Source organism: Stenotrophomonas sp. NPDC077659, assembly GCF_050268705.1.
Taxonomy (GTDB): Bacteria; Pseudomonadota; Gammaproteobacteria; order Xanthomonadales; family Xanthomonadaceae; genus Stenotrophomonas.
This window is the reverse complement of the sequence record NZ_JBNNHG010000005.1, coordinates 44,355-67,432: the sequence shown is the minus strand read 5'-3', so window position 1 is coordinate 67,432 and position 23,078 is coordinate 44,355. Positions and strand designations below refer to the sequence as shown.

Here is a 23,078-nt window from a genome sequence, read left to right as displayed (position 1 = left end):
CTGCGACTGTTTATCAAAAACACAGCACTCTGCAAACACGAAAGTGGACGTATAGCTGACCCAGCTGACCAACCACTTCGCCATCGATACCGAGCCGACCTGGGCCCCGGATGGCAGCGCGGTGTACTTCACCTCCGACCGCGGCGGCCGTCCGCAGGTCTACAAGGTGGGGGCGGGCGGCGGCAGTGCCGAGCGCGTGACCTTCCAGGGCAACTACAACGCCAAGCCCTCGGTGTCCTACGACGGCAAGAAGATCGCCGTGGCCCAGGGCTCGGGCAACAGCTACAAGATCGCGGTGATGGACAGTTCGCGCGGTTCGGCCAGCTGGGACACGGTTTCGGTGGGTTCGCTGGACGAGTCGCCCAGCTTCGCCCCCAACGCCAGCATGATCCTCTACGCCGCCCGCGAAGGTGGCCGTGGTGTGCTGTATGCCGTCTCGGCGGATGGGCGCGTCCGCCAGCGTCTGGTCCTGGCCGATGGTGATGTGCGCGAACCGGCATGGTCCCCATACCGTACCCAGCGCTAAAAGAGTGTTAATATTTTCGTTGTCTTGACCCCTCATCGGCCTAGGAGCCACAAAGGTATTGCCATGAACAAGTCCACCCGCGTTCTGCTTGTTTCCCTGCTGTCTGTGGCCGTCCTGGCCGGTTGCTCGAAGAAGGTGAAGGAAGAAGCCCCGGCTTCGGTCGACACCGGCTCCTCGACCACCGCTCCGACCGGTCCGTCCACCTCCGGCCTGTACGGCCCGGGCGACCTGGACACCGACGCCTGCCTGCGTCAGCGCGTTGTCTACTTCGATCTGGACAAGGAAGACGTGAAGCCGGAATTCCAGGCGATCATGGCTTGCCATGCCAAGTACCTGCGTGACCGTCCGTCCTCGCGCATCACCCTGCAGGGCCACACCGACGAGCGCGGTTCGCGTGCGTACAACCAGGCCCTGGGCGAGCGTCGTGGCAACGGCGTCAACTCGGCCCTGCAGGCCAACGGTGGCTCGGCTTCGCAGCTGACCGTCGTGTCCTACGGTGAAGAGCGTCCGGTCTGCACCGAGTCGAACGAGTCCTGCTGGTCGCAGAACCGTCGCGTCGAAATCGTCTACACCGCGCAGTAATCCATGCGCATCGGCATCAAACTGATGCTGGTCGTTGCGGCAGCCCTCGTGGCTGCCGCACCGGCGCACGCACAGCGACAGAGCCTGGCCGACCGTGTCGGCGCGCTCGAGCAGCAGATGTACAACAACAGTGCCAACCAGGACCTGTTGAACCAGATCAATCAGCTGCGGCAGCAGGTCACCAGCCTGCAGTCGACCCTCGAGCAGATCCAGCACGAAAACGCCCAGCTCAAGCAGACCTCCCAGGACCAGTATCTGGATCTGGACAGCCGCCTGAACCGGTTGGAAGGGGGCGCCGCACCGGCCCTGCCGCCCGTTCCGGCGACCACGTCGAAGGCCCCTGCGGCCCCGGCGCAGCCGACGGCAGCGGCCACTTCCGAGCGGCCGCCTTCGGTGCATGGCGACCCGGGCAGCCTGGCGGCGAGCGGTGACGAACGGACCTCGTACAATGTCGCCTTCGATGCGCTGAAGGCCGGCAAGTACGACGATTCGGCTCAGCTGTTCCTGAGCTTCCTGGAGCTGTACCCGAACGGCGTCTATACCCCCAACGCGCTGTACTGGCTGGGTGAGAGCTACTACGCCACCCGCAATTTCCCGATGGCCGAATCCCAGTTCCGTGAACTGATCTCGCGTTATCCCACCCACGACAAGGCCTCTGGCGGCCTGCTCAAGGTTGGCCTCTCGCTGTATGGCGAAGGCAAGGTCGACCAGGCCCAGCAGACCCTGGAAACCGTGGTGGCGCAGTACCCGGGCTCGGATGCCGCGCGCACCGCGCAGGACCGCCTGCAGTCCATCCGCTTGGGCAAGCAGATCCGCTGATCCCCCCGCCGGGCGTACAATACGCAACCTGTAGAGCCGAGCCCATGCTCGGCTGCTTTCGTTTCCGGCGCCGGTAAACCGGTCGCCGGCTCCATGAAGAATTGCCCGCCATGACCGCCGCTATCCCGTCCAACGCCGTCGCCACCCCCAGCGACATCGTGCAGTCGCCGCTGCCCCGGCTGAAGATCACCGAGATCTTCACCTCGCTGCAGGGCGAAGCCGATACCGCCGGCTGGCCGACCGTGTTCGTGCGCCTGACCGGCTGCCCGCTGCGCTGCAACTACTGCGACACGGCCTACGCCTTCCACGGCGGTACCTGGTGGGATATCGACGACATCGTGGCCGAGGTGCTGGCCCAGGGCGTGCGCCATGTCTGCGTGACCGGTGGCGAGCCGCTGGCGCAGAAGCGCTGCCTGGTACTGCTGCAGAAGCTGTGCGATGCCGGCATGGACGTCTCGTTGGAAACGTCCGGCGCGCTGGACGTCAGCGCAGTCGATCCGCGCGTGTCGCGCGTGGTCGACATCAAGACCCCGGGTTCGGCCGAAGCCGCGCGCAACCGCCTGGAAAACCTGCCGCTGCTGACCGCGCGCGACCAGATCAAGTTCGTCATCTGCAGCCGCGAAGATTACGACTGGGCCAAGGGCATGCTGGCCGAGCACGACCTGGTGAAGCGCTGCACCGTGTTCTTCTCGCCCAGCAAGGGCGAGATCACCGCGCGCCAACTGGCCGACTGGATCGTTGAAGACCGGCTGCCGGTGCGCTTCCAGATGCAGTTGCATAAGATTCTGTGGAACGACGAGCCGGGCCGATGAGCCCGGGCGTGGTGCCCTGATGTAGTTCCGGCGCGGGACAGCGTGCTGGCTTTCCCCTCCCAACCGGATCTTTTACCCATGAAGAAGGCAGTCGTGCTTCTCTCCGGCGGCATGGATTCAGCCGCCGTCATCGCCATGGCCCAGGAACAGGGCTTTGCCGTGCATGCCCTGAGCGTGCGCTATGGCCAGCGCCACACCTCCGAGCTGGACGCCGCCGTGCGCGTGGCCAAGGCCCAGGACGTCATCGCCCACAAGACCGTGGACGTGGACCTGCGCAGCATCGGCGGTTCGGCCCTGACCGATGACATCGACGTGCCCGAAGCGGGCGGCGCGGGCATCCCGGTCACCTACGTGCCGGCGCGCAACACCATCATGCTCTCGCTGGCCCTTGGCTGGGCTGAAGTGCTCGGTGCCAACGATATCTTCTGCGGCGTCAACGCGGTGGACTACTCGGGCTACCCGGATTGCCGCCCCGAGTTCATCGCCGCCTTCCAGGCGCTGGCCAACCTGGCCACCAAGGCGGGCGTGGAAGGGGCGGGCATCACCGTGCACGCGCCGCTGCAGTTCCTGAGCAAGGCGCAGATCGTCAGCGAAGGCGTGCGCCTGGGCGTGGATTTCGGCCTGACCGTGTCCTGCTACAACGCCGACGCCAGCGGCGCCGCCTGCGGCCACTGCGATGCCTGCCGCCTGCGCGCACAGGGCTTCGCCGACGCCGGCGTAGCCGACCCGACGCTGTACGCCTGATGGTAGTGCCGGCCGCTGGCCGGCATTCGAACCAGCCCCTGGTGGGTGCGAACCGGCTCTTGGTGGGTGCGAACCGTTGGTTCGCAGGCTCCCCGCCGGGCATGGGCCGGCGCTACCGATCCGGATGACCACCGCAGGCTGCGTCGTAAAGTCGAGCTTGCTCGACTGCTCTCCCACCAGGCATTGAAAATAGGGTAAAATGCGGACCCCGCCGAGAGGCAGGGCATGCACGGGCCGTTAGCTCAGTCGGTAGAGCAGAAGACTTTTAATCTTTTGGTCGATGGTTCGAATCCATCACGGCCCACCAATGCATTCAACGACTTAGGTCGTCAAAAAGGCACCGCTCTGCGGTGCCTTTTTCGTTTGGTGCCTACATGGTGCCTACATTCCCGGTGCTTGATCAGGCCGGTGCCTGCGGGCGCCATTCGTTGCGCACCCACTGCTGCACTTCGGACTTCAACCAGCGCACGCTGCGCCCGGCGCGTTTGGCAGGCTTCGGGAATTCGCCGCGCGCCATCATCCGGTAGATGCTGGCCTTGGAGAAACCGCAGTCCTCTTCGACCTTGCGCAGGGCGATCAGCGCGTCGTCGGTCGTGGTGGTGATGGCGTTGTCGCTGTCGACGGTGCTGGTCATGTGTACCTCTACTTTGCTGATTGCCACTGCGGCCTGGCCGTAGTGTGGTTGGCTGTTGTCTCTGGAAACGAGAAAGCTCTAACTGGTGCCTGCGGACATCAGCAGAGGCACCCCGAGCGCCCTCCGCGCGGCCTCAACTCGGTTGGCGATCTGCATCAGGTCCATCGTCGGATCATTGAACAGCGCCTGCCCGATCTGAGCCGCCAGTCTCTGGCTCGCCGTTGCTGCCAGCGGCGCCGGTGCGTCGATCGTGGAGTATGCGTACGCGCGCCAGGCGTCGCGTGCGGCCTGCAGATGCGCCTCACCCGCGAAGGTGAAGGTCATCGACAACCCGCCCGCGGGGGTACTGGTCTGCGCGGTTTCAAGCGCTGCCGCAACCGCGATCGCGCTGCGCTGCAGGTGGGCCAGCGGGGTCGGCCTGCTCGGACTGATCTGCTCAATTTTCAACGCGGTGCCTCCTTCGTGTGCTCTTCGATGGTCCTGCGCATCTGGGCGATCTGTCGGTTCCAGTAGTCTCGTTCCTGCTTACTTTCCCGGCGGATGGCGCGCTCAAGGCGGTCCAGGACAGGTACCACCCAGAGTGGGTTGTAGGGCTGACGCTTCAGTGGGATGCGCACCGGCTCCTTCGGGGGATCGCAGATCGGTTCCGCCCAGTCATGCGGCGCGTTACACCTGGTGCAGTGGGTGCGGTCAGCCGACCAGATGTGATCCAGCGTGCCCTTGCGGCGTTCTTCCGGCAGCGGATGGACATAGAGAGCGCGCAGCCTGTGCCTCAGCTTCCGCGCTCGGTGCCAGCCACGCTCGTCGACCTCGATCCAGTATGGGGAACCAGATGCGCATGCCTCCAGGCGCACCGGCCGCTGCTCCGCATACAGCTGATCCCGGATTGCCTGGAACCACTCGCCAACCTGCTCGGCCGGTACCGTGCCGCCGGCGCGCGCTGTATCGCGCATGGCGCGCAATGTGTCGCTGACCACCGGCTCCCCTGCCTTCGTGCTCGTGTTGCTGGTGCTCAAGCATCCTCCTGCAGCAGCATCGATGGGTCGATCTGCCAGCCGGCCTCGCGCGCGGCGCGCAGGCGCAGGTCGTTGGCGTCGAACTCGTCCAGCTGGAACAGGGAGATGACCCCCTCCACCTGGCGTGGCAGCAGTGGCCTCTTACGGCCGAACACGCGCCACACGCTGAGCACCTTGCAGTTCCACGCGTGTGCGAGGCAGGCCAGATCCTTGCCGTGCTCGCGGCAGTACCGGCGGATCATGTCGCGAACTGACGCGTTCGCGGGGGCGGCGCCGCGCAGGGCGGCGCGGACGGCTGCAGCTCTGGGGCCCGGACTCATGCCGCACTCCTTTCGCACAGGCCAAGGTCAGAAGTGCATCCGCCGCCGGCCTGACGCTGGAAGAACAGATCGAACTGGCGACCGCCGCGGCTGGTGCGGCTCCACTCCACAAGGGTGTCGATTCGGGAATACGTGCCAGGCCGGTCAACGTCGGTCGGGTCGGTCACTGCGGGGAAGAACGTGGCGCTTCGGCGCTTGTTGGCCGAGGCGACGACTTCCTCCCATTCACGGATTCGCTGGATGTGGTCGGGGAACAGGTCCGCGATGTTCCGCAGCTCGCTCTTGCGGCAGTTGATGCAAGGCATGCAGCCAACGCGGCCCATCCCCAGGGCGTAGAGCGGGTTGGGCTGGATCCCGTGCTTACGGTGCTGCTCCCAGACCTGCAGAACGGTCCAGTCGAAGATCGGACGCCAGACGTGGCAGCCAGATTCATGGCGGTTAAAACGGGGCTGCTTGGCGCGGTTGGCGGATTCCTCCGCCCGGATGCCCAGCCACTGCAGCACCGGCCCGGCCTTGAGCATGGGTCCCACCACCTGGGTGGTGATGGGGATGGTCTTCAGTTCCTCGGTGCAGAACTGAGCCATGCGGGACGGGAATCGGCCCTTGCTGATGCAGAGATCCAAGAACGGAACACCGGTCGGCTCATGCAACTCGGCAGCGCGCTGCACGATGCTGTCGGGAATTCCCTCAAGCGGCCACTGCTGCAGGATGTACGCGCGGTGCTGGGCCAGTTGCCGGGTGAAGTCGGCGCGCACCGTCTCCACAACCGGGCCGCCGGTCAGTCGCGGGAGGTCCGCCACGTAGTCGTAGACCCGCTGGTCCTCGTTACCGGTGTCGGCGAACACGGCACGGAACGGCCGTCCCAGCTCGATTGCACGCAGGTACACGGCGGTGCTGTCTTTGCCGCCGGAGACGTTCACCAGGTGCTGAATGTTGGTCATGCGAACAGGTCCGGTTGAGCCGACGGCGCCGGCTGGGGGGCAGGTGCAGAGGCGCGCATGCGCGCGCGCTGTGCAGCGTTGAAGACGAACCAGAAGCCGTGGCCGTGCCGGCGTGCGCGGCATTCCGAGAGGAACACGCGCGCGGTGTGCTTGGCCTGGTTGAAGCCGGTCATGCGGCCACCGCCAAGTCGGCCGGAACGCGGTCAAGATTGGCCTCGGCCAGGGCGCGAAGCGGCGGCGGGCTGACGCTGTTGCCGACCATGCGCACGGCTGCGCTGGTGCTGAGCGGCGTGCCGTTGGCGGTGCGATCAATGATGTAGTCGGCCGGGAAGCCCTGCGCACGGTACAGTTCGTGGGGCTTGAGCATCCGCAACCCGATATCCACGATCACGTACGGCACGCCCTGGATGTGGACGGTGACCAGCGCCAGACGGTCCTTGGTGGTGATGGTGTCCACCGGGTCGTGCAGGTCAACCGCGATGCCGCTGCCGTAGTACTTCACCAGGAAGGCGGCGACGCGCAGCGCACCCGCCTCCTGCTCGGGCGACAGCTGGGCCAGTTCGGCCTCAGCCATGGCGTGTCCACCGTTGCCGCTGGCGGTGACCGTGCCAACGGGGGTACGCGCATCCTTGCTGCCAGTGCCCCACCGCTGGACGCCGCCCGGCTTCCCTTCGCCATGTGCTGCCTGGACCATAAAGGCGCTGGAGACGGCGTGGTGCTCTGCCTGAGCCGCCACGGTGGTGAGCGGCGTGCGTGCGTCTGCTCCGACCATGTTCCGTCGCAGAGTGACCAGCGAGGCAGCGGCCACGCCAAGGGCATGCGCGGCGCCTGCTGGGCGTGCAGCGCCGGCACCCGAGGTGATGGTGGGCACCGGCTCGCTAGCCGGCGTGCCGCAGCTGTCGCCCCGGAACTTCACCAGGTGCGCAGCTGCCACGGCATGTTTCACGCCGCCGGCAACCACCGTGCCCAGCGGCTGCTGCAGGTCGAGCGCGCGCGGAGCCTGGCCCTCACGTTCGCCGTAGTCGGTCTGCACCAACGTTGGCGCCACGAGTGCGGTGTCTGCTTTCGTAGTCATGGTGTAGAGCGGTTCGTCGCCTGAGCGGGGCTCTGATTGGCCCGCCCTGCCGCCGACGCCGGCCAGGATCGGTGTCACAACGGAGAAGTGGCCACCCTTCACCCCGGCGCAAACCGTAGGCAGCGACTCGTCGGCCGGCATCGTTCGCTGGCGGCTGGCGTTGGCATGCTCGGTGAGGAACGGCGCCAGTTCTGGGGCAGCCAGCATCAGCTCGCCGCGGTTAGCGACGGTGATGGTGCGCATGGGATCGCGCACATCGTGGACGCGGTCGCCACCCTGGTGCGTCACCGGCACGATGAAGGGATCGGCCGACTTGATGACGTGGCGCATCACACCCTTGGCGATGCGGCGCATGGTGGCGTCGGCCAGCGGCCGGGCACGGGTAAAGATGGATGGGCAGGGGATAGAGAAGTCCAAGCAGTCGGCGGCGGTGACGCGGGGCGTCTGGCCCGGCGCGGGGCCGTGGCTGGCCTCTGGCCAAACGATGGCCTCGCCGTCGCGGCGTGCGAGCAGGAACAGGCGTTCGCGGCTGGTGCCGGCGCCATAGTCGCTGGCCACCAGCTTGCGCCATTCGACCGCATAGCCCAGCGCACGCAGAGCGGCCACGAACTGCTGCCAGGTGCGTCCGCTGTGGCGCTTGTCCGGCACCAGCTGCTGGTTCGCAACCGGCACATGCTCTCCGCGCGCTGCAACGGTGCCGTCCATCTTGATGACGCGGCCGGTGGTCTTGCAGCGCTTGGCAACCAGCGGACCCCAGGTGAGGATCTGCCAGACGTTCTCCATGGAGATGATGCGCGGGGCGGTGTCGGTGCCGTGCAGGCGATCAGCGCGCAGCAGTTGGCCAACCCACTTCAACACGACCCACGATAGGGCGCGGGTCTTCCGGCTGCGCGGCTGGCCGCCCTTCGCCTGGCTGAAATGGGTGCAGTCCGGGGAGGCATGGAACCAGCCGATGGGGCGGCCGGCCACGTCCACGCGCGGCTCGGCGTGCCAGATATCCTCGCGGTGGTGCTGTGTGAGCGGGTGGTTCGCGGCGTGCATGCCGATGGCCAGCTCGTCGTGGTTGTAGGCCAGGGCGGGATCGATGCCGAGGGCCTGCTTGAGGCCTTCGCTGGCGCCGCCGCCGCCGGCGAACAGGTCGACCACGATCTCGCCCGAGCGCAGGCGGGAGCGCTGCGGCGCGGGGAAGTTGAAGGAGCGGGAGCCGTCAGCCATGGGGCAGTTCCTCGGAAGGGATCAGGTGCTTGCTGTCAGGTGATAGCCGGTCGGCTTTCACTGGTTGCGCACCGTGGGTGGTAGTAATGTCGGCGCCTGGACTCAGGGAGGGAGACCGATGGACGAGCACGAGGGCGTGTTCAAGCTGGTGGCTGTAGCTGGTCAGGACGCTTGCGCGCCGAGCAAGTGGAAGGCCATGGGCCTCGTCTACGCCCCGGGGGAGGCCGTCTTCCTTGAACAGATCCATGCGGGTGCCGACTTCGTTTCCCGAGAAGAGGCCATCGCCGGCGGGATCAACGCCGCCCGCGCTGTCGCCAAAACCCTGACACCTGGCGAATGCCGGGCCAATCGAGCCGCTCGATTCTGGTGATAAGCTCGAGCGCAGACGCACCCCGACAGGGGGAGGTGCGAAGGCGACGGGATGCACAGGCAGGAAGACTGGAATCTGACCGTCAGAGGTCGGACCGTTACGGTTCGCGTCGTTTGTGAGGCAGGGGGCAAGGCGACCCTGATCGGATTCCACGTTGTGTACGGCCCCAGCCGCCTCGGCTTGGATGTCCCGGTCGAGTCGAGACAGGATGCTGTCGCGAAGACCGAGGCATTGCTGACCGAGGTCATGGGCGAGGGCTGGTACTGAGCCCGGCAGCCGGTGGGCGGCCGGCCGTGCCGTTTCTGCATGGATGCGTGCCGAAAATGAGTCTTTCACGGTCTGGCCGGCAAGCGTAGATTGTCGACTGCCCACAACCCTCCATTGTCCATGAAGACTGGTGGCTACCACCGAACGATGCGAGGCGTGATCCAAGGTCACAGCTTTCTGCTGACCGTCACTAGCCATGTCGATGACGTTTTCCTCTACTCGGCAACCGTCGACGGGGTCGCTGTCGAGATGCGTATTGAGGGCGTGATCAGGAACAAGGGCGATGCAATGCAGTTGGGATTGACTGCGGTCGAGCGGCATATTGCCCAGCTGACCCCGAAGGCTTGATAGCGCGCCAGCCGTCGGTTGGTTCTTGCGTGCGCTCACGGCTTGTCTTCCCGGGTGTTGATCAGATCGATCTGGCGCACCGCGCTGTCACTTAGCTCCCGCGCGCTTTCTGCGATGATCTGAAATACGCCGCGCAGGTATCGCTGGGCGTCCACCGGAACAGTCGTCAGCACCGGGCCATTTCTACGCTGGGCTTCTTCTCGGCACTGGCTCAAAAGATCGGCCAGCATCGGCGAGCGCGCTGCTGCGGCCTCTCCATTCAGCGCGAAATCCAGCTGCCGGACCAGGTAGCTATGTGCATCCTGTTCCAGCGAAAGCATCGCGTCCTGGCTGATCAGCGGCGCCGCAGCGGCCAGGCCGGCGCGGATGGCATCGGCGTAACCCTTCTGGCTGCCATGTGCGGCATAGGCGGCGCGGAATGCTTCGACCGCGCTGTCGGGAATGGCGTTGGGCGTGGGTGAGGCGCTGGGCTGAGGCTGTTTCATCGGGAGATCTCAGGCTGTGGTGGTGGCCGGCGGCGCGGCCATTGCTGCCAGTCGCTCAAGGCGCTTGGCTTCGGCGATGTAGTGGTCGTGCCGCTCCTGACGGACTTTTCCGGAGAAGAACGGATCGGTCAGGGCGTTCTCGGCGGCGATGCGGTTGGCCTTAGCCAGCCGGGCTGGGTCGTTGTCGAAGATGTCGAGCTGGTTCCTGTGGTCCATGGGCACCGACCTTCGCGTCAGTCGCGGCCGACGGGTGGCCAGAGCGCCGACATGCGGTTCTGCCAAGCGGCGTAGTTGATGCGGTGGCCGGCCTTGATCACACGCTGCTGGATTTCGCCGAAGCGCACGCGCAGCGCGTGGAATCGGTCCGGGTGGGCGGCCAGTGCTGACCGGTACCGCGCCAGACGCTGCTCTGCCGTCGGCGGGATCGTGCTGGCGATCACCGCGTCGTGGCCGCCGCCCAGACAGCGCAGGCGGGCCATCAGCGCACCATCCGGTGCATGCCCGGCGCGATGCGCTCGCGGCGCTCTGCGGCCTCGCGCTGTTCCTGTCCGCTGCCTTGGTGGACGCGATACGGATGCCGGCGCGGCTTCTTGGCGCGGTCCAGCGCCGCGCGCTGGTCCGGTGTCAGGGCCGGTGCCGGCAGCTTGATGCCAAGGGATTTCATTCGGCGTGGTCCTCGCTCGGTGCGTGCTGGCGCAGCGCGTGGTCGACGGCCTCGCAGTCGTCGCAGACGTGGTGGTTGGCCGGGTAGCATTCGCAGCGGTGAGCTGCCGGCGCTGCCGGCCGGGCGATGGGCGGGATGACGATCTGCATCTGCGCGAAGAAGTCCTGGTCGGTCACGGCGCACCACCGGCGGCATGCTCAGCGAGGAATGCCTGGACCTTCGGCGCGAGGCTGGCTGGCAGATCGATGCAGGCCGAACCAAGCCACAGAGCGGCCGGGGTGTCGGTGTCGGGATCGCGCAGATTCACGCGCGGCATCTGGCCAGGGCGGGCGCATGCGAAGGCGATACCGCGATGGGTCCTGTTCTTGCCCACGAAGGTGTAGAGCGACATGCGCCATGGGTTGTCATCGGACCGAGAGAGGCCGAGGTGTGCACCGAAGCACTTGGCGGTGAACTCGACCTGCCGGACGGCCGTGCGGGCGCTCACGCGGCACCGCCTTGGGTGCGCAGCATGCGGCGCAGGATCTTGCGCACGTCGGCAATGGCGCGGCCGGCGCTGGCGCGGCGGTCCAGCACGGCGAAGGCTGCAACGTCGGCGGCAGCGGCCACCTGGTTTGGAGCGAAGCCCATGCCTGCGGCGGCAGCGGCCACGGCCTTGGCCGCGCCGGCGGCGCGCTCGGCGAGCGGGTAGCTGATGACGGCGGTCACGCGGCACCGTCCTTGCTGATCGTGTAGCCGCGGCCACGGGTTGCGTTGATGCTGTAACCGTGCTGGATCAGCTTCTGGCGCAGGCGGCAGACGGTCACCTGCACCGTGTTCGACTTGATGCCGGCGGCGCCGTACAGCTTCTCTTCCAGCTTCGCGCGGCTGACCGGGATATCGCCGGCGTCGATGATCAGCTGCAGCACCTTCGACTCGGTGGGGCTGAGGGGCAGGCGAAGGGCGCCGACCAGTGCCGCGCGCGGCTCGGTGCGCAGGCCGGCGATCACGGCGCCACCTCGATGAAGGCCAGGTCGTACATCACGCACTGCGCCCGGGCCAGCACGGGGGACGTGCTCGGCTCTTTGCCGTCTGCGGTCGACAGGGGGACAACCGCATTGGCCCGGACGCATGCTGCCGGGGAGACCTGGTAGGAGCCGCTCAGCACAGCATCGGCCGCGTCCAGGGCGAGTTGCCAGCGCTCAGGCTGGAAGCTCTGGGTGAGGGCCTTGGTGATGCCAGGCGCGCAGTCCGGCACGCGGCTGGCGTCGCGGAAGGCATTGAGGCTGGTGTTGGCGACTGTGGCGCGCAGGCCCCAATCGTCAGTGGCGGCCAGTTCGTACACGGCCAGGGCGGCGCAGATGCGCGGGCTGGTGATCACCAGTCCTTCCGGGGCACTGCCGTCGGCAGGCGCCGCCGGCGCGTCGCTGGGGGATGCCCAAGCCGTGACGGCCAAGGCGATGAAACAAGCGAGGGCGACCAGGCCGAGGCGGGCCGAGCGCAGGTTGCTGGTGGTCAGATGCATTGCTAGGTCTCCGTACCGGCTGATGCCGTCGGCGAGAACAATAGCGCTGCTATCTAAGCATTACAATAGCGATGCTGTTTACGATCATAGATCGAGGCAGAAAATTTGTGAATCCGTTAAGAAATTAGAACTCCCAGCGCTTTAGGCAGTTGCTATAGGCAACGTCCCGGAACTCACCCTGGACCAGCTCCTTCGCTGAATTAGTGGAGAGCCTGGGAGCGTCGTAGGCTGCGCGCACGAATCCGACGTATGGCTCACCTTGCTTAGTGGCCGCAGCCATTACTGTCGACATCGGTACTCCGGCCTGCCTGGCCGTCATGACTCTCTCGGCCGCTGTTGACTCGCCCTGGCAGAGTTCTGCAGTAGACGAGCGCAGGATGTCGATCGCCTTCTGTGCCTCAGCAGCGGCCTCGTTCGCTGAAGCTGTTGCGCTCGCAGCGGCAGCACGCGCCGCGGTGTTGTCTCCGCCTGCATTGGCGCAAGCGCTCAGCGAGAAGGCAAAGAGAGCGGTGGCAAAAATAATCCTTCGCACTGAAGAGTCTCCTTTCATCCATAGCGGCTGCGAAGCAGCCCTGCATCTTCGAAGCTGACACCGTCGCGCATGCAATCCTCGGCGCGCTCAAGATCCTTGTGAAGCTGGATCAGGTCATCATCGGGAATCTGCTCGATCCCCATGTATCCGAAACAAGCCTGGTCAATGAGCAGCTGCATCGGCGCCCCCCACCTGCGGCGAAAGTGCCGAATCATGCGGTAATGGGATTCGCGCAGGACAACATCCATCCGCATTGCGGGCTTAGCGCTCGCAACAGGTACTCCCTCGGGCTCAGCCGGCTTTACGCTTCCGACCGCCGTAAGCTTGGGCTTCACGCCCATCTTCCGTTGTGCGCGTAGCGCGATCAGCTGCGCCAGCTTGTCCATTTCCTGATCGAGATCCATCGTTCCCCTTCCCTTGTTTTCTTAAATCTGCGGCAAGTGCTACGCGCAGCGCTTGGGCAAACAGATCGGGGGATTGCTCGACATCGAATGTCTCACCTGTGGCCAGATCCAGAGCCTTGCGCACCACAGCGATGGCAGAGTTCACGATATCGGCGTCAAGTCTCGCAACCTGAGACGTGCCAAATCGATCCATCAGCCGTGCGTACTCGGCACTGATTTCCTGCGGCTGCATGCCCAGCACATCAGCCAGGGCCTCAGCCTTATCCCAAGGGACCGGACGCAGGCCAGTTGCAAACTGGGAGATGAAACTTGGGGTGACCTCGAGGCGCTCTGCCACTACCGACTGTGTCAGTCCGGAGCGGGTGATGGCCTCCGCGATCGCGCGGCCTTCAGTGGTCTTGGGGTTGGCGGGCCTAGGCATATAGCGATGCTATTTGAAGGCGTTCAGCAAGACGAACAGCGATGCTATTTACTTGGGTAAATAGCACTGCTATGTTTGGCGCATGAACGAAGCCACTCAGACCGTCACACCGATCCAGAAGGCCATCGACGCGGTGGGCGGGCAGGGCTCGCTCGCGCGCCTGCTCAAGGTTCACCCGGCCCTGGTTTCGCAGTGGAGGACTGGCCGCAGGCCGGTCGCCGCCCACCACATCCTTTCGATTGAGGCGATGACACAGGTGTCGAGGCATGAACTGCGGCCCGACATCTTCGGGGTGCAGCCGGAGCCTGACCCTGACTCGGATCGAATCGTCCGTATAGACGTCGCCTGACGCATGCGATCGGAGGTTTGCCCTCCGGCTCAGCAGTTCCATTCCATGAATTCCGGTCGTCCTGTCCATGGCGACCACTTTGCATCGCCTCCCGAGGTGCGTAAATGAAGCCTGATCCTCAGTACCACGAGCCCCGATCCGCGGTGGTGTTCCGCCACACAACCGACGCCGTCCGCAACAGCGGCCACACCGACAGCAGCCTCGCCCAGGCCATCGCCGATCAGTACCTGGTGGATGTGGCTCCGACCGAGCGCATCGTCCAGTTCCACACCGGCACAGATGCCGACAGCATCGAGCGCGCGCTGAAGGCGAACGCCCAGATCGTGGGCCGTATCCGCAACGGCACGGTCAAGATGCCGGTGGACCTGGAAGAGTCATGGGTACGCGCGCTGCCGACGCAGTGGCGCGATGCCTGCTCCCGCGAGCTGGCCCAGCGCTACGGATTCCTCGGTGCGCGAATCCCAATGATGGAGCCGCATGCCGGCGTCCTGGCAGTGGCCCGCCTGTCGGTGGAGTTCGGTCACACCCTCGAGGCCCTGACCAACATCTTGGCCGACGGCCGCATCTGCGCGATGGACATTCCGGAGATGCGCCGCGCGCTGGACGAGATGGGTCAGCTGGAAGCCGAACTGAACACCGCCAGGCAGTACGTCACCGGCCACCTGCAGGAGCTGGCACCGCGCTCGGTGAGCGGTGGCCGCCAATGAGTTCCGCCGCGATGGTGAGCTGGGCGATTGCCGTGGTTGGCGAGTTCGACGCTGCCGGCCGCCGCATCCCCGAGAACGTGGTGCAGCTGCTGCCCATGGTCGACGTGGTGCTCTGGGCGAAGGAGCAGCCGCAACCGCTGCAGGTCGACGGACTGCAGTCGAAGTTCGGCTTGTCCCGCGCCACGGCGTACCGCTGGCTGACCGCGCTGAACGACCTGCATGACCCTCTGGCCGCGCGCGGAAGGATCCCGGCCGCCCAGCCGCTGTCTGCTGCGCTCGGGCGCCATCTTCCGCCTGCAGGCCGGGCAGGAGAGGCAGCATGAGCCCGCTCGCCAGCCTGGGCACCGTCTGCGGCGCGCAGCGCACCAGCAGTCTCTGCGACGCGCCAGTCAGCTCGCCTGCGCCGGACCACCGCCGCAAGGCCGCGCTCGATGGTCATTGCCAGACGAAGATCGTCATCGACTTCGCGCTCTGGGTGACCACGCGCTGCAACAACTTCCCGACCGTCCAGCAGGTGCAGGACCGGTTCAACGTCAGCCGCGCTACCGCGTTCCGCTGGCGGCGCAGCCTGGCCGATGCGCTGGGCATGTCCGATATGCCCAGGAACCCGATTCCCGGCCGGGCCCCGGAGCCGTTGCCTCTGGCGCCGCTGTTGCGCGGCGCGGGGGATAGGGCGTGATCTACTTCGAGATGTACCCCGGCGACTACCTCAAGGACACCACACGGCTGTCCCTGATCGAGCACGGGGCCTACTTCAAGCTGATGCTCGCCTACTACGCGGAAGAGCAGGCCCTGCCGGAGAGTCTGGCCGAGCTGCACATCATCGCCGGCGCCATCTCCGCAGGCGACAAGGCCGCGGTCAAGAAGGTCGCCGAGCGCTACTTCCCTGTGGGTGACGATGGCCTGCGCCACAGCAAGCGCTGCGACGAGCAGATCGCCACGGCCCAGGTTCGCATTGCTGACGGGCAGGGGCGCCGAGAAGACAGGAAGCAGGCTGAGGCAGAGCGTCAGGCGCGCACGCGAGCGCGGCGCACGATGCTGTTCGAAGACCTACGCAACGTGGGTGTCGTACCGAGCGGCATGGCCTCCATGGCGGAGCTGAAGGCGCTGCACGTCACGCATGTGACTGGCGATGAACGCGTGACTTTGGCCCACCTGTCACGCGTGACAAGTCACGGAGAGTCACGCGTGACAGGGGGCGTGAACACAGGCGTGAACACGGGTAACCAGACCCCAGACCCCATATCTATTACTCCAGATACATCACTGCACGCTCAAGGATCTCTGAGCGGTGCGTCCGATGCGGGGCGTGCGTGTGTGCTGATGCGCCAGGCCGGTTGCCACTCGACCAATCCGAGCCATCCCGACCTGATCGCCGCGCTGGCCGAAGGTGTGACCCCGCAGGAGCTGGCCGACACCGCCGCCGAGGGGCTGACCCGATCCCCGCCTGTGGCCAAGCCCTTCCCCTGGGCAATCCAGACCGCTCGAAGCCGAAAAGCCGCCGGCGCAACGCCGACGAACACCACCCATCCCGGAGGCCCCAATGCAAACCCTCAACTCGGTTCTGCCGAACACGTCGCAGAGGAGCGACGACGCCACGAACAGCGCGCGGCAGCTGGCGGCTTTGGCGGACCAGGCAGCGACGTCATCGAAGGCGAATTCCAATGCGTCCAGCACTGACCCGGACCAGCGCGCGGTGAGCGCCCTGTGGACCGTGTGGGAACGCATGGCCGGCATGTTCCCCGGGAAGTGGGTGCGCGAGAACGGCGCTGCCCCGGTGAACAACGCAGGCAGCCTGACCACCGCCGGTGAGCTGTGGTTCCAGGTGATGTCCGGCATCACCCCGCGGCAGGTGGCCGAAGGCCTGGCCAACTGCCTGCGCAGCGCGCTGCAGTGGCCGCCGAACCCCGGCCAGTTCCGCGCCATGTGCCTGGGCGTTCCGGCGCTGGCCGAGGTCGACGGCCAGATGCGGCCCGGCCAGGCCCACAGCGGGTTCACCGTGTTGGTGCGGTCGATGCTGGACCTGCACGCCTACCGCACTGCCGAGAGCGGTGCGCTGCAGCAGCGCATGCTGGCCAATGCCTACGAGCGGGCGGTGAAACACGTCATGGACTGCGGCACCGTTCCGGCACCGGTAGCAGCGCTGCCCGCGCCCAAGTACGAGCCGCAGACGGTGCGCGATCGCGATGCCGCGCGCAGCGCCATGGCGCTCGCCGCTGCCGAGCTGGGTTTCGGAGGCGCGCATGGAGCAGGCTGATATCCGCGCCTACCAGCGGCAGCTGCTCCTGTTCTGCCTGGGAGTCCACGGTGACAGCACCGCGGCCGAGGCGCTGGAGCTTATGGGCAACGCCGCGCTCGAGGGTGGGGCGCCGCGTGAGGCCATGCTGCTGACGACCGCCGCTGCCGCCGGCCTGCTGCGTGAGCTGGACCGGGATGGGCTGGTGAGCCGCTGCGAGAACCGCGTCAGCGCTCGCCACGGCCGTCCGGAAGCCACGTGGGCGGTCACTGATGCCGGGCGCGTGGAAAGCATGCCCCTGCCGCCGTCCGGTCAACAGCAGCTGGCCATGCCGCAGTTGGCACCGGCGCCGACACTCCGTACCCGGGGTGGTATTTCCATGGAGCAGCTGATGGGCCTGCTCAACGTCGAGTTCGACTGCATGCTCGAGCAGATTGACCGAGAGCACCAGGCCGCGCAGCTGCGCGCCCGGCACGAGTTCGAAGCCTTCCGACAGCGCGCATTGCGCGTGTGGGGCGCTGCGGAGGCATCCGCCTGATGCCGCCGAAGAAGACGTCCAGCCGCTCGCTCCGCTACGCCTCGATGCAGGACATGCCGGAGGGCATGCGCCGTCTGGTCCAGGCAAGCACGGCCGCTTCGGCCCCGGCGGCAACCGCGGCGCGCGCCTACCGGCCGCCGGCGACAGCGCAGGCTTCCGTCAGCGGCAACGCCGCCGGCAAGGTCGCGCGCGGCCGGCCCCGGCATGTGCCCGGGGTGATGAACCAAACAGAGGAGGCGTACGCCGCGCACCTGGCGCTGCAGCTGGCCGCCGGCGAGATCGCGTGGTTCCGATTCGAGTCCGTGAAGCTGAAGTTGGCCGAGAAGACCCACCTCACCATCGACTTCTTCGTGATGACGGCCACCGGTGACCTGGAAGCCCACGAGGTGAAGGGTCACTGGGAGGAAGACGCCCGCGTGAAGGTGAAGGTGGCTGCTGCGATGTACCCGTTCCGATTCCTGGCAGTCCAGCGCGCCCCCGGCGGCGGCTGGAAAACGGAGGTGTTCTCTTGAACGCGATGATGATTGGCGGCGCCAGCGTGCGCCGCGACGATGTGGGCAGGTTCTGCCTTAACGACCTGCACCAGGCCGCCGGCGGCGCCAAGCGGCACCAGCCCAGCGACTGGCAGCGCCTGAAGCAGACCGAGGAATTGGTGGCCGAGCTGGCCAATTCCGGGGAATCCCGGGTTTACCCCGTGCACTCGGTGGCCGGCCGCTACGGCGGCAGCTACGTAGTGCGCGAGCTGGTCTACGCCTATGCCATGTGGATCAGCCCCAGCTTCAGCCTGCAGGTGATCCGCGCCTATGACGCGCTGGCGGCGGGCGCTCCCGCGCCTGACCCCATGCAGGCGCTGACCGATCCGGCGACGCTGCGCGCGCTGCTGTTGTCCTACAGCGAGAAGGCCGAGATCCTCGAGGCGCGCGTGCAGTACCAGGAACCGCAGGTGCGCGCGCTGCTGCGGCTGACCCAGGCCGATGGCGCCTTCAACATCAGCACCGCGGCCAAGATGCTGCAGGTGCAGCCGCGGCAGTTGTTCGCCTGGCTGGCCGAGCACGGCTGGATCTACCGCCGCGCCGGCAGCAAGAACTGGTTGGCCTACCAGAACCGCCTCCAGCAGGGTGTGCTGACGCACAAGGCCAGAGTGCATCGGCGGGAAGGTGAGCCGGACCGTGTGCACGAGCAGGTGCTGGTGACCGCGAAGGGACTGTCGCGGCTGGCCGAGAGCATCGACCGGGGGCAGATGACCTGGGCGCAGGCCGACGCGGCGACCGCGCTGCAGCTGGCGGCCGAGGTGAGCCCGTGAGCGGCCAGGCGTTGAAACAGCGCCCGGCACCGCGCGAGCGCCGGATGGACAAGAACACGGTGGCCAGGCCGAGGCGCGAGAAGGCCGTAGCCTGGACCGGCCCGGCCGAGACCGTGGAGCAGTTCGAGAAGCGGGGCGGGCAGGTGCAGCGCCTGACGGCCAGCTGGGAGCAGCGAGCATGAGCAAGCGGAAGATCATCGCCGCGGCCAAACGCCGTGGCCTGTCTGTCGTCAACGCGGCGTGGGAATGGACGGTGGGTGGTGGCGAACGCTATCCCCACTGGGTTGTCGACTTCGGACCGGAGATCGATCAGCTATACGGCGAAAGCGAGGAACAGTTCTTCGAGGACACCTACGCAGCCCTGCAGTGGCTGGAGGACCTGATCGCGCTTCCGCCGAGGCCCGAGTGGCTTCCTATCGCCGAGGCGCCGCAGGACGGCACGCGGCTGATGCTGTGGGACTCGGTGAGCGAGCGGCCTGTCTTCGGGAGCTGGCGCGGCGACAACCCGGCGATCACGCACTATGCGGCCGAGCCGGCCGGCCCGGAGGTGCCCTGATGGGCAGTCAGATCATCACGCAGCGGGAGGTGGCACCGGTGAAGCCGGGCACCGCCGTGGAAGAGCAGCTGCAGCTGAAGGGCATTGGCCGGCTGCTGGCCGGGTTCGGGTATCGCTATGGGTCGGAGGTCCAGCTGCACGAGGTTCTGGCCACCGTTTTGGACAAGGCAGGCCATGCGCACGTGCGCGAGTACCGCTTGGACGCCAGCAACCGCGCTGACTTCTGGCTGGATGGCCTGGTGATCGAGGTGAAGGTGGCCGGCTCGCTCGCCGATGCTCTGCGGCAGGTCGGGCGCTACATCAATCTGCCGCAGGTGCGCGGGGTGCTCCTGGTCACCACCGAACGCTGGGGCGAACGCCCGCTCGTGGCCCGGCCGGGCTGGCAGGGCAAGCCCTTCAACATCATCCGGCTGAAGAGGCAGGCACTGTGATGCAGACGACCTATGGAACCCTCCTGTACAGCGCCGCCGGCAGTACCTGGCGTGTGATCTGCGAGCCGCAGGTGCGCGCGCGCATGAAGCGCGTGTTTCCCCGCGTGCGGCAGCATGCCGCTGAGCATATCGACCTGTCGGCCACGCCAGAGAACAGCCGGGAGCTGCAGTGGTTCACGCAGCGCTACCCGCTGTCGATGGATGCAGACACCGAGCGCGCGCTGCAGCTGCTGGCCGCCGAGCACGTGGATATGGAGCGCAGTCTGAGCGAGCTGCTGGCCGGCCACGTGCAGATTCCGGAGTTCACGCTGGCGAAGCCGCCGCGGGAGTACCAGCGCGTTGCGGGCGCACAGCTGTCCATCCGTGGCGGCCTGCTGCTGGCCGACGATCTTGGCCTTGGCAAGACGGTCACCGGCATCTGCCCCATGGCCGCGCCGGGCAACCTGCCGGCGGTAGTGGTGTACCCGGCGGCACTGCCGAACCACTGGCCGGAGAAGCTGGCCGAGTTCGCGCCGCAGCTGCGCGTGCACCACATCAGGAAAGGTGCGCCGTACCCGCTCGTGCGGCAGCCGAAGCAGCGGATCAAGGATCTGTGGGACACGCTGCCGGACGTGATCCTGGTCAGCTACCACAAGCTCCGGGGCTGGGCTGAGACGCTGGGGGAGATAGCGCAGTATGTGGTGTTCGAGGAATGCCAGCAGCTGCGCAGTCCGGACAGCAACATCCACAGCGCCTGCCGCCACCTGGCCAGCCGGGCACGGCTGCGCATGGGCCTGACCGCCACCCCGATCTACAACTACGGGTGCGAGTTCTTCCACGTGGTCGACCCGCTGCTGCCGGGCTGCTTGGGCACCTATGACGAGTTCCTCCGGGAATGGTGCATCTCCGCGCCCGGGGAGAAGGCCAAGCTGCAGGACGCCGAGCAGTTCGGCCAGTACCTGCGGCGCCAGGGCATCATGCTGCGGCGAACCCGCAAGGAAGTGGGGCGCGAGCTGCCAGCGCTGTCGAAGATCCCGCACGAGGTGGAGGCCGATGCCAAGGCGCTGGACGCCATTACCGGCGATGCCGCAGCGCTGGCGCGGATCATCCTGCGGGCCAATGAGCAGTACCGCGGCGAGAAGATGCAGGCCGCCGGCGAGTTCGACCGGCTGCTGCGGCAGGCGACGGGCGTGGCCAAGGCCCCCTACGTGGCCGAGTTCGTCAGGCTCCTGCTGGAGAGCGGCCAGAAGGTGCTGCTGTTCGGGTGGCACCGTGAGGTCTACAGCATCTGGCAGGAGAAGCTGGCTGCGTACAACCCTGTCATGTACACCGGCAGCGAGTCGCCGAACCAGAAGCAGGCGGCGAAGGAGGCATTCATCATCGGGGACAGCCAGCTGATGTTGATCAGCCTCCGCTCTGGCGCTGGCATCGACGGGCTGCAGCACGTGTGCAGCACCGTGGTGTTCGGCGAGCTGGACTGGTCGCCCGGCGTCCACGAACAGTGCATCGGCCGTGTGCACCGCGACGGCCAGACAGAACCGGTCATGGCGTACTTCCTGCTCTCCGACAGCGGCAGCGACCCGATCGTGTCGGATGTGCTCGGGGTGAAGCGCGAGCAGATCGAGGGCGTGCGTAGCCCGGGGGAACACCTGGTGGAGCGCTTGGACGTAGGCGAGAACCAGCTGCGCGCGCTGGCCCAGCAGTTCCTTCAACAGCAGGGCGTGGCCCTGGAAACAACCAACGTTACAACCATGGAGACCTCCCGATGATTCCCAAATTCCTCAGCCTTGACGAGGCAACGCACCACCTGTACCTGGAAGGAAAGGTGGGCCCCATCAGGTGCCGGGTAGACGGCAGCCTTTGGGATGTCTGGCTGGACGGCCGTTCCCGCTGGGTCAGCAACTGCGAGGTGGCCTAATGTCGGCAGTGGCCGCGCCCGCGGTGGACCTGACGCCGTGCGGCAACTGCGGCAGCGACGACGTGCGCATGCGCGCGCGCGGCAGCGCCGGCAGCCGCCGAACCGCACAGGTGGTGTGCGCGCGCTGCACTGCGCGCGGAGAGCTGCATGTTGGTGCAGATGCAGAAGAGCGCGCATGCAGGGCCTGGGCGAACCGACCGGTTTACATGCCGGCGCAGATGGCGGTCAGGGTGGTGCATGGCCGAGTGCCGGTGCCAGAGCCGACCCTGGAGCGAGATCCGCTCGAGCTGATTGCCCGCATGCTGGTAGGCGGGAGCTTTCGCGAGCCATCGGACGGTCGGTCAACCATGCCGCCACTGACATCTGCCGACATCGCCGGTGCCGTCGGCATGATGCGTGACTCGGTGGCCAAGCAGGCGGTGATGGCGGTGGCGCTGCGCGGGCAGGGTGTTTCGCTGTCGTCGCTGGGGCGCTCCCTGGCCAGGCGGGTGATGCGGCAGATTCAGTGGCAGCGGCGCAACGGCACAACGCCAGCGTTGCGAATGGATGACCCAGCCGACCGCTGGCGCATGAGGCTGGTGCTGCAGGACGCGGTGAACGACCTGGTGTGGCCTGAAGGGAAGATCGCCGCGCAGGATGCTGCAAAGGCGGCAAAGATGCGGAAGGGGGACTACCTTCGCGTGTACGGGATCGCTGCCGCAACGTTGCGCCAGGCGCTGGAGGACGGGCGGAAGGAGTTCAGTGGCAGGGTGTTCAATAGGTAAGAGTGGCGGACCAAGGCGGTCCGCCACGGCACAATCGGCAGGCCTCAGCCGATGTACGTGCCGTCAAATCCAGCGTGGGCCATGCCGGCCTTGAGTGAGTTGTAGGCCTTCTTGGCGTCGTCCAAGGTTTCATAGGCGAAAGAGTGTTCCTTGCCCGTCTTGAGTTGAACGTCCACACGATTGTGCTTCTGATGCAGTTCGAACGACGAGATGTCGTCAGCCACGATTCCTACCGTCGGAAAATTGATGATGTAGCCCATCTGAGATGCTCCTAAGTACAGGGTTGATGTTAAGCAAGATTACCGCAGTCGCCGCGAACCTTACCGCAGTCGGGCGAATGCGGTAAGGAACCTTACCGCAGTTGCAGCGGGAACCAGACTTAGGCCACAGTAGCTACCGTGGGCGAGGATCCAATCAACCCGCACTCAACGGCCGCAGGCCTGGACTCGGGAGGTCCAGTGACCTGCGGTTCGTCGTTTCTGGGGCGGGTTGCCAGATGGGCGCTGGGCCGGACTGTAAATCCGGCGTCTGTGACTCGCGTGGTTCGACTCCACGTCGCCCCACCATCAAACAGAGCGACGCCCCGATGCCTGCCAGCACCGGGGCGCCGCCGCAGTA

At 66.5% G+C, this 23,078-nt stretch carries 40 protein-coding genes, 2 tRNA genes and 1 pseudogene; 23 read left to right on the top strand and 20 right to left on the bottom strand.

Annotation, left to right across the window (positions count from 1 at the left end; translation table 11 throughout):
- Nucleotides 1-55: 55 nt before the first annotated feature.
- The 6 genes and pseudogenes from ACQKDV_RS01840 to ACQKDV_RS01815 all read left to right on the top strand — a co-directional run.
- Nucleotides 56-526: pseudogene (locus ACQKDV_RS01840) on the top strand (Tol-Pal system beta propeller repeat protein TolB); the annotation flags it as partial.
- Between the two features lie 63 nt (nucleotides 527-589).
- Nucleotides 590-1,108, top strand: coding sequence for a peptidoglycan-associated lipoprotein Pal (gene pal, locus ACQKDV_RS01835; protein WP_427782087.1), 519 nt, complete (start codon nucleotides 590-592; stop codon nucleotides 1,106-1,108).
- Between the two features lie 3 nt (nucleotides 1,109-1,111).
- Nucleotides 1,112-1,927, top strand: a complete 816-nt coding sequence (ybgF, locus tag ACQKDV_RS01830; protein WP_427782086.1) for a tol-pal system protein YbgF — start codon at nucleotides 1,112-1,114, stop codon at nucleotides 1,925-1,927.
- A gap of 110 nt (nucleotides 1,928-2,037) precedes the next feature.
- Entirely contained in the window at nucleotides 2,038-2,739 is a 702-nt protein-coding gene (gene queE / locus ACQKDV_RS01825; protein ID WP_427782085.1) for a 7-carboxy-7-deazaguanine synthase QueE, read from the top strand.
- 78 nt (nucleotides 2,740-2,817) lie between these two features.
- Nucleotides 2,818-3,483, top strand: coding sequence for a 7-cyano-7-deazaguanine synthase QueC (gene queC / locus ACQKDV_RS01820; RefSeq protein WP_427782084.1), 666 nt, complete (start codon nucleotides 2,818-2,820; stop codon nucleotides 3,481-3,483).
- A 231-nt stretch (nucleotides 3,484-3,714) separates the two neighbouring features.
- Nucleotides 3,715-3,790, top strand: a tRNA-Lys gene (locus ACQKDV_RS01815).
- Nucleotides 3,791-3,883: 93 nt separating this feature from the next.
- Here the strand turns inward: ACQKDV_RS01815 and ACQKDV_RS01810 are convergent.
- From ACQKDV_RS01810 to ACQKDV_RS01780, 7 genes are all read right to left on the bottom strand, one after another.
- Nucleotides 3,884-4,117, bottom strand: a complete 234-nt coding sequence (locus ACQKDV_RS01810; RefSeq protein WP_427782083.1) for a helix-turn-helix transcriptional regulator — start codon at nucleotides 4,115-4,117, stop codon at nucleotides 3,884-3,886.
- Nucleotides 4,118-4,195: 78 nt separating this feature from the next.
- Nucleotides 4,196-4,564, bottom strand: coding sequence for a hypothetical protein (locus ACQKDV_RS01805; protein ID WP_427782082.1), 369 nt, complete (start codon nucleotides 4,562-4,564; stop codon nucleotides 4,196-4,198).
- The gene (locus ACQKDV_RS01800) at nucleotides 4,561-5,133 is read right to left on the bottom strand and encodes a hypothetical protein (RefSeq protein ID WP_427782081.1); all 573 of its coding nucleotides are present in this window, start codon (nucleotides 5,131-5,133) and stop codon (nucleotides 4,561-4,563) included. Before ACQKDV_RS01800 ends, ACQKDV_RS01805 begins: the two co-directional genes overlap by 4 nt.
- Nucleotides 5,130-5,453, bottom strand: a complete 324-nt coding sequence (locus tag ACQKDV_RS01795; protein WP_427782080.1) for a hypothetical protein — start codon at nucleotides 5,451-5,453, stop codon at nucleotides 5,130-5,132. The genes ACQKDV_RS01800 and ACQKDV_RS01795 overlap by 4 nt, the downstream gene beginning before the upstream one ends.
- Complete coding sequence (locus ACQKDV_RS01790) at nucleotides 5,450-6,394, bottom strand: phosphoadenosine phosphosulfate reductase family protein (RefSeq protein ID WP_427782079.1); 945 nt, start codon at nucleotides 6,392-6,394, stop codon at nucleotides 5,450-5,452. The genes ACQKDV_RS01795 and ACQKDV_RS01790 overlap by 4 nt, the downstream gene beginning before the upstream one ends.
- Complete coding sequence (locus ACQKDV_RS01785) at nucleotides 6,391-6,567, bottom strand: hypothetical protein (protein WP_427782078.1); 177 nt, start codon at nucleotides 6,565-6,567, stop codon at nucleotides 6,391-6,393. Before ACQKDV_RS01785 ends, ACQKDV_RS01790 begins: the two co-directional genes overlap by 4 nt.
- Nucleotides 6,564-8,684, bottom strand: a complete 2,121-nt coding sequence (locus ACQKDV_RS01780; RefSeq protein ID WP_427782077.1) for a DNA cytosine methyltransferase — start codon at nucleotides 8,682-8,684, stop codon at nucleotides 6,564-6,566. The genes ACQKDV_RS01785 and ACQKDV_RS01780 overlap by 4 nt, the downstream gene beginning before the upstream one ends.
- A gap of 118 nt (nucleotides 8,685-8,802) precedes the next feature.
- Here ACQKDV_RS01780 and ACQKDV_RS01775 point away from each other — a divergent pair, with 118 nt between their 5' ends.
- Together ACQKDV_RS01775 and ACQKDV_RS01770 are read left to right on the top strand one after the other, a co-directional pair.
- The gene (locus tag ACQKDV_RS01775; RefSeq protein WP_427782076.1) at nucleotides 8,803-9,054 is read left to right on the top strand and encodes a hypothetical protein; all 252 of its coding nucleotides are present in this window, start codon (nucleotides 8,803-8,805) and stop codon (nucleotides 9,052-9,054) included.
- Between the two features lie 387 nt (nucleotides 9,055-9,441).
- Complete coding sequence (locus ACQKDV_RS01770) at nucleotides 9,442-9,669, top strand: hypothetical protein (RefSeq protein WP_427782075.1); 228 nt, start codon at nucleotides 9,442-9,444, stop codon at nucleotides 9,667-9,669.
- Nucleotides 9,670-9,704: 35 nt separating this feature from the next.
- Here ACQKDV_RS01770 and ACQKDV_RS01765 read toward each other — a convergent pair whose 3' ends face one another.
- The 12 genes from ACQKDV_RS01765 to ACQKDV_RS01710 all read right to left on the bottom strand — a co-directional run bounded on the left by ACQKDV_RS01765 (nucleotide 9,705) and on the right by ACQKDV_RS01710 (nucleotide 13,679).
- Nucleotides 9,705-10,154, bottom strand: coding sequence for a hypothetical protein (locus tag ACQKDV_RS01765; protein WP_427782074.1), 450 nt, complete (start codon nucleotides 10,152-10,154; stop codon nucleotides 9,705-9,707).
- Between the two features lie 9 nt (nucleotides 10,155-10,163).
- On the bottom strand, nucleotides 10,164-10,370 hold the full coding sequence (locus ACQKDV_RS01760) for a hypothetical protein (RefSeq protein WP_427782073.1): 207 nt from the start codon (nucleotides 10,368-10,370) through the stop codon (nucleotides 10,164-10,166).
- A gap of 17 nt (nucleotides 10,371-10,387) precedes the next feature.
- Nucleotides 10,388-10,633: a hypothetical protein gene (locus tag ACQKDV_RS01755; RefSeq protein ID WP_427782072.1), complete on the bottom strand. Its 246-nt coding sequence runs from the start codon at nucleotides 10,631-10,633 to the stop codon at nucleotides 10,388-10,390.
- Nucleotides 10,633-10,818 (bottom strand): hypothetical protein, encoded by a 186-nt coding sequence (locus ACQKDV_RS01750; protein WP_427782071.1) that lies wholly within the window; start codon nucleotides 10,816-10,818, stop codon nucleotides 10,633-10,635. The genes ACQKDV_RS01755 and ACQKDV_RS01750 overlap by 1 nt, the downstream gene beginning before the upstream one ends.
- A complete protein-coding gene (locus tag ACQKDV_RS01745) occupies nucleotides 10,815-10,994 on the bottom strand; it encodes a hypothetical protein (protein WP_427782070.1) in 180 nt (59 codons plus the stop codon). The genes ACQKDV_RS01750 and ACQKDV_RS01745 overlap by 4 nt, the downstream gene beginning before the upstream one ends.
- A complete protein-coding gene (locus tag ACQKDV_RS01740) occupies nucleotides 10,991-11,305 on the bottom strand; it encodes a hypothetical protein (RefSeq protein ID WP_427782069.1) in 315 nt (104 codons plus the stop codon). Before ACQKDV_RS01740 ends, ACQKDV_RS01745 begins: the two co-directional genes overlap by 4 nt.
- On the bottom strand, nucleotides 11,302-11,526 hold the full coding sequence (locus ACQKDV_RS01735) for a hypothetical protein (RefSeq protein WP_427782068.1): 225 nt from the start codon (nucleotides 11,524-11,526) through the stop codon (nucleotides 11,302-11,304). Before ACQKDV_RS01735 ends, ACQKDV_RS01740 begins: the two co-directional genes overlap by 4 nt.
- Nucleotides 11,523-11,807 carry a helix-turn-helix domain-containing protein gene (locus tag ACQKDV_RS01730; protein ID WP_427782067.1) on the bottom strand — a complete coding sequence of 95 codons (285 nt, stop codon included), beginning with the start codon at nucleotides 11,805-11,807 and terminating at the stop codon, nucleotides 11,523-11,525. Before ACQKDV_RS01730 ends, ACQKDV_RS01735 begins: the two co-directional genes overlap by 4 nt.
- Complete coding sequence (locus ACQKDV_RS01725) at nucleotides 11,804-12,322, bottom strand: hypothetical protein (RefSeq protein ID WP_427782066.1); 519 nt, start codon at nucleotides 12,320-12,322, stop codon at nucleotides 11,804-11,806. The genes ACQKDV_RS01730 and ACQKDV_RS01725 overlap by 4 nt, the downstream gene beginning before the upstream one ends.
- Nucleotides 12,323-12,446: 124 nt before the next feature.
- Nucleotides 12,447-12,872, bottom strand: a complete 426-nt coding sequence (locus tag ACQKDV_RS01720; RefSeq protein ID WP_427782065.1) for a hypothetical protein — start codon at nucleotides 12,870-12,872, stop codon at nucleotides 12,447-12,449.
- Nucleotides 12,869-13,033, bottom strand: a complete 165-nt coding sequence (locus ACQKDV_RS01715; protein ID WP_427782064.1) for a hypothetical protein — start codon at nucleotides 13,031-13,033, stop codon at nucleotides 12,869-12,871. Before ACQKDV_RS01715 ends, ACQKDV_RS01720 begins: the two co-directional genes overlap by 4 nt.
- 112 nt (nucleotides 13,034-13,145) lie before the next feature.
- Entirely contained in the window at nucleotides 13,146-13,679 is a 534-nt protein-coding gene (locus ACQKDV_RS01710) for a helix-turn-helix domain-containing protein (RefSeq protein ID WP_427782063.1), read from the bottom strand.
- 82 nt (nucleotides 13,680-13,761) lie between these two features.
- Between ACQKDV_RS01710 and ACQKDV_RS01705 the strand changes: the two genes are divergently transcribed.
- The 14 genes from ACQKDV_RS01705 (at nucleotide 13,762) to ACQKDV_RS01640 (ending at nucleotide 22,460) form a co-directional block, all read left to right on the top strand.
- A complete protein-coding gene (locus ACQKDV_RS01705) occupies nucleotides 13,762-14,028 on the top strand; it encodes a helix-turn-helix domain-containing protein (protein ID WP_427782062.1) in 267 nt (88 codons plus the stop codon).
- A 104-nt stretch (nucleotides 14,029-14,132) separates the two neighbouring features.
- Entirely contained in the window at nucleotides 14,133-14,735 is a 603-nt protein-coding gene (locus ACQKDV_RS01700; protein WP_427782061.1) for a hypothetical protein, read from the top strand.
- The gene (locus tag ACQKDV_RS01695) at nucleotides 14,732-15,058 is read left to right on the top strand and encodes a hypothetical protein (protein ID WP_427782060.1); all 327 of its coding nucleotides are present in this window, start codon (nucleotides 14,732-14,734) and stop codon (nucleotides 15,056-15,058) included. The genes ACQKDV_RS01700 and ACQKDV_RS01695 overlap by 4 nt, the downstream gene beginning before the upstream one ends.
- Nucleotides 15,055-15,414, top strand: coding sequence for a hypothetical protein (locus tag ACQKDV_RS01690; protein ID WP_427782059.1), 360 nt, complete (start codon nucleotides 15,055-15,057; stop codon nucleotides 15,412-15,414). The genes ACQKDV_RS01695 and ACQKDV_RS01690 overlap by 4 nt, the downstream gene beginning before the upstream one ends.
- Nucleotides 15,411-16,415 (top strand): YdaU family protein, encoded by a 1,005-nt coding sequence (locus ACQKDV_RS01685; RefSeq protein WP_427782058.1) that lies wholly within the window; start codon nucleotides 15,411-15,413, stop codon nucleotides 16,413-16,415. The genes ACQKDV_RS01690 and ACQKDV_RS01685 overlap by 4 nt, the downstream gene beginning before the upstream one ends.
- A 16-nt stretch (nucleotides 16,416-16,431) precedes the next feature.
- Nucleotides 16,432-16,992 (top strand): hypothetical protein, encoded by a 561-nt coding sequence (locus ACQKDV_RS01680; protein WP_427782057.1) that lies wholly within the window; start codon nucleotides 16,432-16,434, stop codon nucleotides 16,990-16,992.
- Entirely contained in the window at nucleotides 16,979-17,509 is a 531-nt protein-coding gene (locus ACQKDV_RS01675; RefSeq protein ID WP_427782056.1) for a hypothetical protein, read from the top strand. Before ACQKDV_RS01680 ends, ACQKDV_RS01675 begins: the two co-directional genes overlap by 14 nt.
- Nucleotides 17,509-18,021 carry a hypothetical protein gene (locus tag ACQKDV_RS01670; protein ID WP_427782055.1) on the top strand — a complete coding sequence of 171 codons (513 nt, stop codon included), beginning with the start codon at nucleotides 17,509-17,511 and terminating at the stop codon, nucleotides 18,019-18,021. Before ACQKDV_RS01675 ends, ACQKDV_RS01670 begins: the two co-directional genes overlap by 1 nt.
- 5 nt (nucleotides 18,022-18,026) lie before the next feature.
- Complete coding sequence (locus ACQKDV_RS01665; protein ID WP_427782088.1) at nucleotides 18,027-18,812, top strand: phage antirepressor KilAC domain-containing protein; 786 nt, start codon at nucleotides 18,027-18,029, stop codon at nucleotides 18,810-18,812.
- Complete coding sequence (locus tag ACQKDV_RS01660) at nucleotides 18,809-18,994, top strand: hypothetical protein (RefSeq protein WP_427782054.1); 186 nt, start codon at nucleotides 18,809-18,811, stop codon at nucleotides 18,992-18,994. The genes ACQKDV_RS01665 and ACQKDV_RS01660 overlap by 4 nt, the downstream gene beginning before the upstream one ends.
- Nucleotides 18,991-19,368 (top strand): hypothetical protein, encoded by a 378-nt coding sequence (locus ACQKDV_RS01655; RefSeq protein ID WP_427782052.1) that lies wholly within the window; start codon nucleotides 18,991-18,993, stop codon nucleotides 19,366-19,368. The genes ACQKDV_RS01660 and ACQKDV_RS01655 overlap by 4 nt, the downstream gene beginning before the upstream one ends.
- Nucleotides 19,368-19,799, top strand: coding sequence for a hypothetical protein (locus ACQKDV_RS01650; RefSeq protein ID WP_427782051.1), 432 nt, complete (start codon nucleotides 19,368-19,370; stop codon nucleotides 19,797-19,799). Before ACQKDV_RS01655 ends, ACQKDV_RS01650 begins: the two co-directional genes overlap by 1 nt.
- Complete coding sequence (locus ACQKDV_RS01645; RefSeq protein ID WP_427782050.1) at nucleotides 19,799-21,547, top strand: SNF2-related protein; 1,749 nt, start codon at nucleotides 19,799-19,801, stop codon at nucleotides 21,545-21,547. Before ACQKDV_RS01650 ends, ACQKDV_RS01645 begins: the two co-directional genes overlap by 1 nt.
- 148 nt (nucleotides 21,548-21,695) lie before the next feature.
- Entirely contained in the window at nucleotides 21,696-22,460 is a 765-nt protein-coding gene (locus ACQKDV_RS01640; protein WP_427782049.1) for a hypothetical protein, read from the top strand.
- Between the two features lie 44 nt (nucleotides 22,461-22,504).
- Here the strand turns inward: ACQKDV_RS01640 and ACQKDV_RS01635 are convergent, their stop codons facing one another.
- Nucleotides 22,505-22,720 carry a hypothetical protein gene (locus tag ACQKDV_RS01635; RefSeq protein ID WP_427782048.1) on the bottom strand — a complete coding sequence of 72 codons (216 nt, stop codon included), beginning with the start codon at nucleotides 22,718-22,720 and terminating at the stop codon, nucleotides 22,505-22,507.
- A 221-nt stretch (nucleotides 22,721-22,941) separates the two neighbouring features.
- On the opposite strand from ACQKDV_RS01635, the gene ACQKDV_RS01630 reads away from it, so the two are divergent.
- Nucleotides 22,942-23,026: transfer RNA gene (locus ACQKDV_RS01630), tRNA-Tyr, on the top strand.
- Nucleotides 23,027-23,078 lie beyond the last annotated feature (52 nt).

What these genes read in the sequence shown, in the direction of transcription:
- ACQKDV_RS01645 (WP_427782050.1), top strand. Translation starts at nt 19,799, where the DNA reads ATGCAGACGACCTATGGAACCCTCCTGTACAGCGCCGCCGGCAGTACC.
- ACQKDV_RS01640 (WP_427782049.1), top strand. Translation starts at nt 21,696, where the DNA reads ATGTCGGCAGTGGCCGCGCCCGCGGTGGACCTGACGCCGTGCGGCAAC.
- ACQKDV_RS01665 (WP_427782088.1), top strand. Translation starts at nt 18,027, where the DNA reads ATGATGATTGGCGGCGCCAGCGTGCGCCGCGACGATGTGGGCAGGTTC.
- ACQKDV_RS01670 (WP_427782055.1), top strand. Translation starts at nt 17,509, where the DNA reads ATGCCGCCGAAGAAGACGTCCAGCCGCTCGCTCCGCTACGCCTCGATG.
- ACQKDV_RS01795 (WP_427782080.1), bottom strand. Translation starts at nt 5,453, where the DNA reads ATGAGTCCGGGCCCCAGAGCTGCAGCCGTCCGCGCCGCCCTGCGCGGC.
- ybgF (WP_427782086.1), top strand. Translation starts at nt 1,112, where the DNA reads ATGCGCATCGGCATCAAACTGATGCTGGTCGTTGCGGCAGCCCTCGTG.
- ACQKDV_RS01700 (WP_427782061.1), top strand. Translation starts at nt 14,133, where the DNA reads ATGAAGCCTGATCCTCAGTACCACGAGCCCCGATCCGCGGTGGTGTTC.
- ACQKDV_RS01655 (WP_427782052.1), top strand. Translation starts at nt 18,991, where the DNA reads ATGAGCAAGCGGAAGATCATCGCCGCGGCCAAACGCCGTGGCCTGTCT.
- ACQKDV_RS01780 (WP_427782077.1), bottom strand. Translation starts at nt 8,684, where the DNA reads ATGGCTGACGGCTCCCGCTCCTTCAACTTCCCCGCGCCGCAGCGCTCC.
- ACQKDV_RS01715 (WP_427782064.1), bottom strand. Translation starts at nt 13,033, where the DNA reads ATGCAGCTGCTCATTGACCAGGCTTGTTTCGGATACATGGGGATCGAG.
- ACQKDV_RS01725 (WP_427782066.1), bottom strand. Translation starts at nt 12,322, where the DNA reads ATGCATCTGACCACCAGCAACCTGCGCTCGGCCCGCCTCGGCCTGGTC.
- ACQKDV_RS01810 (WP_427782083.1), bottom strand. Translation starts at nt 4,117, where the DNA reads ATGACCAGCACCGTCGACAGCGACAACGCCATCACCACCACGACCGAC.
- ACQKDV_RS01695 (WP_427782060.1), top strand. Translation starts at nt 14,732, where the DNA reads ATGAGTTCCGCCGCGATGGTGAGCTGGGCGATTGCCGTGGTTGGCGAG.
- ACQKDV_RS01675 (WP_427782056.1), top strand. Translation starts at nt 16,979, where the DNA reads ATGGAGCAGGCTGATATCCGCGCCTACCAGCGGCAGCTGCTCCTGTTC.
- ACQKDV_RS01770 (WP_427782075.1), top strand. Translation starts at nt 9,442, where the DNA reads ATGAAGACTGGTGGCTACCACCGAACGATGCGAGGCGTGATCCAAGGT.
- ACQKDV_RS01650 (WP_427782051.1), top strand. Translation starts at nt 19,368, where the DNA reads ATGGGCAGTCAGATCATCACGCAGCGGGAGGTGGCACCGGTGAAGCCG.
- ACQKDV_RS01705 (WP_427782062.1), top strand. Translation starts at nt 13,762, where the DNA reads ATGAACGAAGCCACTCAGACCGTCACACCGATCCAGAAGGCCATCGAC.
- ACQKDV_RS01790 (WP_427782079.1), bottom strand. Translation starts at nt 6,394, where the DNA reads ATGACCAACATTCAGCACCTGGTGAACGTCTCCGGCGGCAAAGACAGC.
- ACQKDV_RS01710 (WP_427782063.1), bottom strand. Translation starts at nt 13,679, where the DNA reads ATGCCTAGGCCCGCCAACCCCAAGACCACTGAAGGCCGCGCGATCGCG.
- ACQKDV_RS01750 (WP_427782071.1), bottom strand. Translation starts at nt 10,818, where the DNA reads ATGAAATCCCTTGGCATCAAGCTGCCGGCACCGGCCCTGACACCGGAC.
- ACQKDV_RS01765 (WP_427782074.1), bottom strand. Translation starts at nt 10,154, where the DNA reads ATGAAACAGCCTCAGCCCAGCGCCTCACCCACGCCCAACGCCATTCCC.
- ACQKDV_RS01635 (WP_427782048.1), bottom strand. Translation starts at nt 22,720, where the DNA reads ATGGGCTACATCATCAATTTTCCGACGGTAGGAATCGTGGCTGACGAC.
- ACQKDV_RS01690 (WP_427782059.1), top strand. Translation starts at nt 15,055, where the DNA reads ATGAGCCCGCTCGCCAGCCTGGGCACCGTCTGCGGCGCGCAGCGCACC.
- ACQKDV_RS01755 (WP_427782072.1), bottom strand. Translation starts at nt 10,633, where the DNA reads ATGGCCCGCCTGCGCTGTCTGGGCGGCGGCCACGACGCGGTGATCGCC.
- ACQKDV_RS01760 (WP_427782073.1), bottom strand. Translation starts at nt 10,370, where the DNA reads ATGGACCACAGGAACCAGCTCGACATCTTCGACAACGACCCAGCCCGG.
- pal (WP_427782087.1), top strand. Translation starts at nt 590, where the DNA reads ATGAACAAGTCCACCCGCGTTCTGCTTGTTTCCCTGCTGTCTGTGGCC.
- ACQKDV_RS01785 (WP_427782078.1), bottom strand. Translation starts at nt 6,567, where the DNA reads ATGACCGGCTTCAACCAGGCCAAGCACACCGCGCGCGTGTTCCTCTCG.
- ACQKDV_RS01720 (WP_427782065.1), bottom strand. Translation starts at nt 12,872, where the DNA reads ATGAAAGGAGACTCTTCAGTGCGAAGGATTATTTTTGCCACCGCTCTC.
- queE (WP_427782085.1), top strand. Translation starts at nt 2,038, where the DNA reads ATGACCGCCGCTATCCCGTCCAACGCCGTCGCCACCCCCAGCGACATC.
- ACQKDV_RS01775 (WP_427782076.1), top strand. Translation starts at nt 8,803, where the DNA reads ATGGACGAGCACGAGGGCGTGTTCAAGCTGGTGGCTGTAGCTGGTCAG.
- queC (WP_427782084.1), top strand. Translation starts at nt 2,818, where the DNA reads ATGAAGAAGGCAGTCGTGCTTCTCTCCGGCGGCATGGATTCAGCCGCC.